The 3279-nt window shown below is 40.9% G+C and carries 4 protein-coding genes; 3 read left to right on the top strand and 1 reads right to left on the bottom strand.

Annotated features, from left to right (window positions below; all coding sequences use genetic code 11):
• The first annotated feature begins 85 nt into the window (after nt 1–85).
• The gene (locus ACIR131C_RS0111830) at nt 86–499 is read left to right on the top strand and encodes a thiol-disulfide oxidoreductase DCC family protein (RefSeq protein WP_028090361.1); all 414 of its coding nucleotides are present in this window, start codon (nt 86–88) and stop codon (nt 497–499) included.
• A 138-nt stretch (nt 500–637) separates the two neighbouring features.
• Here ACIR131C_RS0111830 and ACIR131C_RS0111835 read toward each other — a convergent pair whose 3' ends face one another.
• Complete coding sequence (locus ACIR131C_RS0111835) at nt 638–1066, bottom strand: hypothetical protein (RefSeq protein WP_028090362.1); 429 nt, start codon at nt 1064–1066, stop codon at nt 638–640.
• A gap of 130 nt (nt 1067–1196) precedes the next feature.
• Between ACIR131C_RS0111835 and psbQ the strand changes: the two genes are divergently transcribed.
• Both psbQ and ACIR131C_RS0111845 read left to right on the top strand, forming a co-directional pair.
• Entirely contained in the window at nt 1197–1649 is a 453-nt protein-coding gene (psbQ, locus tag ACIR131C_RS0111840; RefSeq protein WP_028090363.1) for a photosystem II protein PsbQ, read from the top strand.
• A gap of 192 nt (nt 1650–1841) precedes the next feature.
• On the top strand, nt 1842–3011 hold the full coding sequence (locus ACIR131C_RS0111845) for an NAD(P)/FAD-dependent oxidoreductase (protein ID WP_028090364.1): 1170 nt from the start codon (nt 1842–1844) through the stop codon (nt 3009–3011).
• Nucleotides 3012–3279 lie beyond the last annotated feature (268 nt).

Below are 3279 nucleotides of genomic sequence, written 5' to 3' on the forward strand. Positions count from 1 at the left end.
CATTAAACTGGGAAACGCTATATATTCGTCAATACACACTAAAAAGTAAGATACTTACGAAAAATACACTATGGCTAATAATTTTATGAATTACTACGTGATCTATGATGGCAACTGTAATCTTTGTGCAACTTTAGTGCAATTGTTGGAAACTTTAGACCAAGGGAAACTGTTTCGCTACGTTTCTATGCAAGATGAAGAGACATTATGCCAATGGGGAATTACTTCCATAGATTGTGAACAGGGGATGATTTTAATTGATAGTAATGCCACAGAGAAACGTTGGCAAGGTAGTAATGCTGCTGAGGAAATTGGCCGACTATTGCCTTTGGGTAGTATATTTGTGGATGCGTATCGGGCGTTACCGGGGATGAAATGGGCAGGGGATAGGTTTTATGAACAAATTCGAGATTATCGTTATACATTGTTTGGGAAGCGTTCTCAAACCTATCAATCAGTATACTGTCTAGATGGTAGTTGCAAAGCTGATCATGAGTAATTTTGAGTCAGACTTTAATTTAGTACATAAGTTCTATTATGTAAGAATTTAAACCATCAAGTTTTACCCTCTCATCACTGTAATGATTTAAAACGAAGGTGGGAATGGGCGTTAGATCAACAGAAAAACTAATTATTTTTACTGACTCGGCCGATTAAACACCTCTAAAATTTGCCGACAAACCTGTTTGAGTTTTTCCCCAACAACAGCCAAAGGTACAGAATCACCGATAAAACTCCAGGTTTCCACGGTAGAAAGTCGCCAAACTTCACCACGATGGTCAAATCCAGCCGCTTCCACACCAATGGCGCGACGGTGATGAGTGATGGGATCTTGATAAAATCGAATTTGAATTAAAATACTACGACAGCGCCAAGATTTGCTGACACCGGGGAAGTGAAAAGCGATGTCAATGGAATCTGGATCTACTAATTCTCTGGTTTCCAGGTCATTATGCCAGGGTTTGAGATCGGATTTGACATCAGGAAATTCGTATTTAAACAAATTGACCACCGTAGCAATTTTGCTGGCAAATTCGAGGTTTGTGGCTTGTTCGGCTGCGTTCACTCAATAATCTCCTATATTCGGAAGATGAAGATAAAGACAGAAAAACCTAAGTTAATTGTAACGGTTGATTACATAGCGATCTAAAATAACACTGTTCATCGGCAACCAAAGAAAAAATTAATTTCCATTTATGGTGCGTCAACGTTCTATTTTCTCACTGATTTTCGTATTATTAGCAACATTCCTGATTGGTTGTGGTGGTCCTAGTGTTGCTACTTTACCACCATCTTATACAGCCGCAGAAGTTGCTAAAATTCAGGAGTACGCTCCAGGAATTAAGGCGGTAATTGATCGCCAAGGGGAACTGAAAAGCTTGATTTCTGAGGGTGAATGGATAAAAGTAGGCAATTTTATCCATGGACCGATGACGGAAGCTAAGTTAAATATGACTTATATTGTCCCCAATTTGGCACAGCAGGACCAGGGAAAGGCAAGACAAATCATTAAAGATTTGTTGAATGACTTAGTAAAAATAGATCAATCTGCTACCGTTGGCAATACCAGTCAGGCTTTGAGTAACTACAAAGAAGCTTTTGCGGATATTGACAAGTTCTTAGAACTAGTTCCCGAAAAAAGTAGCTAAAGGAAAAGGCCACAGGCAAGAGGTAGGAGGAAACAGGGAATAGGGTAAAGAAAAATAAATAATATATTTCTCCCTCTAGTCCCTGCTTCCTGCCTGCTTTCGAGTCTTGAATCACAAAATGCTAGGGTAATGGAGTGATAGGGTGGAGAGGAAGACTTTTCATTCTTCACCCCTGACTCAAGTGCGAAAACCATGAATGTAGTAATTATCGGTTGTGGTGTGGTTGGGGCGGCGATCGCCTATGAACTGAGCCAAGTTAAAGGTTTAAATATCACTGTTTTTGAACAAAAACAACCGGCACAAGGTTCTACCAGCGCCGCCCTCGGTGTATTAATGGGTGTAATTAGCAGTAAAACTAAGGGTATTGCTTGGCGAATGCGAGAAAGTAGTATCCAACGCTATGGAACTTTGATTCCTGAATTAGAAGCAATTACGGGGCGGAAAATCCCTTGTAACCGTCAAGGAATCGTCATGCTGTTATCGGAAAATTTAGAGCGTCCCTTAGAAAGTGGCGTTGAGGTACTTTCAGAATGGGAACAATTGCGGGAAATTCGTCAATCTCAAGGTTGGCAATTACAAGTTTGGGATCAAGAACAACTCCGAAAATATTGCCCCCAGGTTAATTATCCCCAAAGTATAGGCGCTGTCTATTCTCCCCAAGATCTACAATTAAATGCTACAGCTTTAACTTTAGCTTTAGTAGATGCTGCCCAACGCAATGGGGTAAATTTTAAATTTGGTGTGTCTGTGACGGGTACAGAAACTCCCCCACCAGCCCCCCCAACACCCTTACATATCAAAAAAGGATTGGGAGAAGCACACAAATGTAATTTTATTGAAACTACACAAGGTAAAGTCACCGCTGATTGGTTTATCATGTCTGCGGGTTTGGGTTCAAAGGCTTTAACTGCAAAATTAGATCAGATGGTAAATATCCGTCCGGTGCTGGGACAAGCTTTATATCTAAGTTTAGGACGGACTTTAGGAAATCCTGATTTTCAACCGGTGATTACTGGTAATGATGTGCATATTGTCCCCATGGGCAATGGTGATTATTGGGTCGGTGCAACGGTAGAATTTCCTAATGATCAAGACCAAATACCTGCAAATCAAGCTTTATTGGATGCTGTCAGACAACAAGCGATCGCTTTTACCCCAGATTTAGCGGCTGCTAAGGTTCTCCGTACTTGGTCGGGATTGCGTCCCCGTCCCGAAGGACGACCAGCGCCAGTTATTGATAAGTTACCGGGATTTACTAATGTTCTTCTGGCTACAGGACACTATCGCAATGGTGTTTTACTCGCCCCTGCAACAGCCACAGCCATTCGAGAAATGATTTTACCCCAAGATTCTCATTCTTAAATTTTCCTATATTCCTAGTCCATCAGACCCCGGATTTCTTCAAGAAGTCTGGGATCTGAAGTATAGCGATTTTTGTAATTAAATACAATTGCTGCAAGATAGTTCTTCCTTATCGGAATCTAGTATACCAAATTCCCCAGCACAAGTCAATACCCTTAACTCATAAAATGCGAAATTTTTGCTTTTTCATGAATAGGAATGATTAATACAGCACTTCCCGGTGTTATGAGGTACATATCTAGCGGGCAAGATGCCCGCACCACAAGAG

The sequence above is a fragment of the Dolichospermum circinale AWQC131C genome, assembly GCF_000426905.1.
Taxonomy (GTDB): Bacteria; Cyanobacteriota; Cyanobacteriia; order Cyanobacteriales; family Nostocaceae; genus Dolichospermum; species Dolichospermum circinale.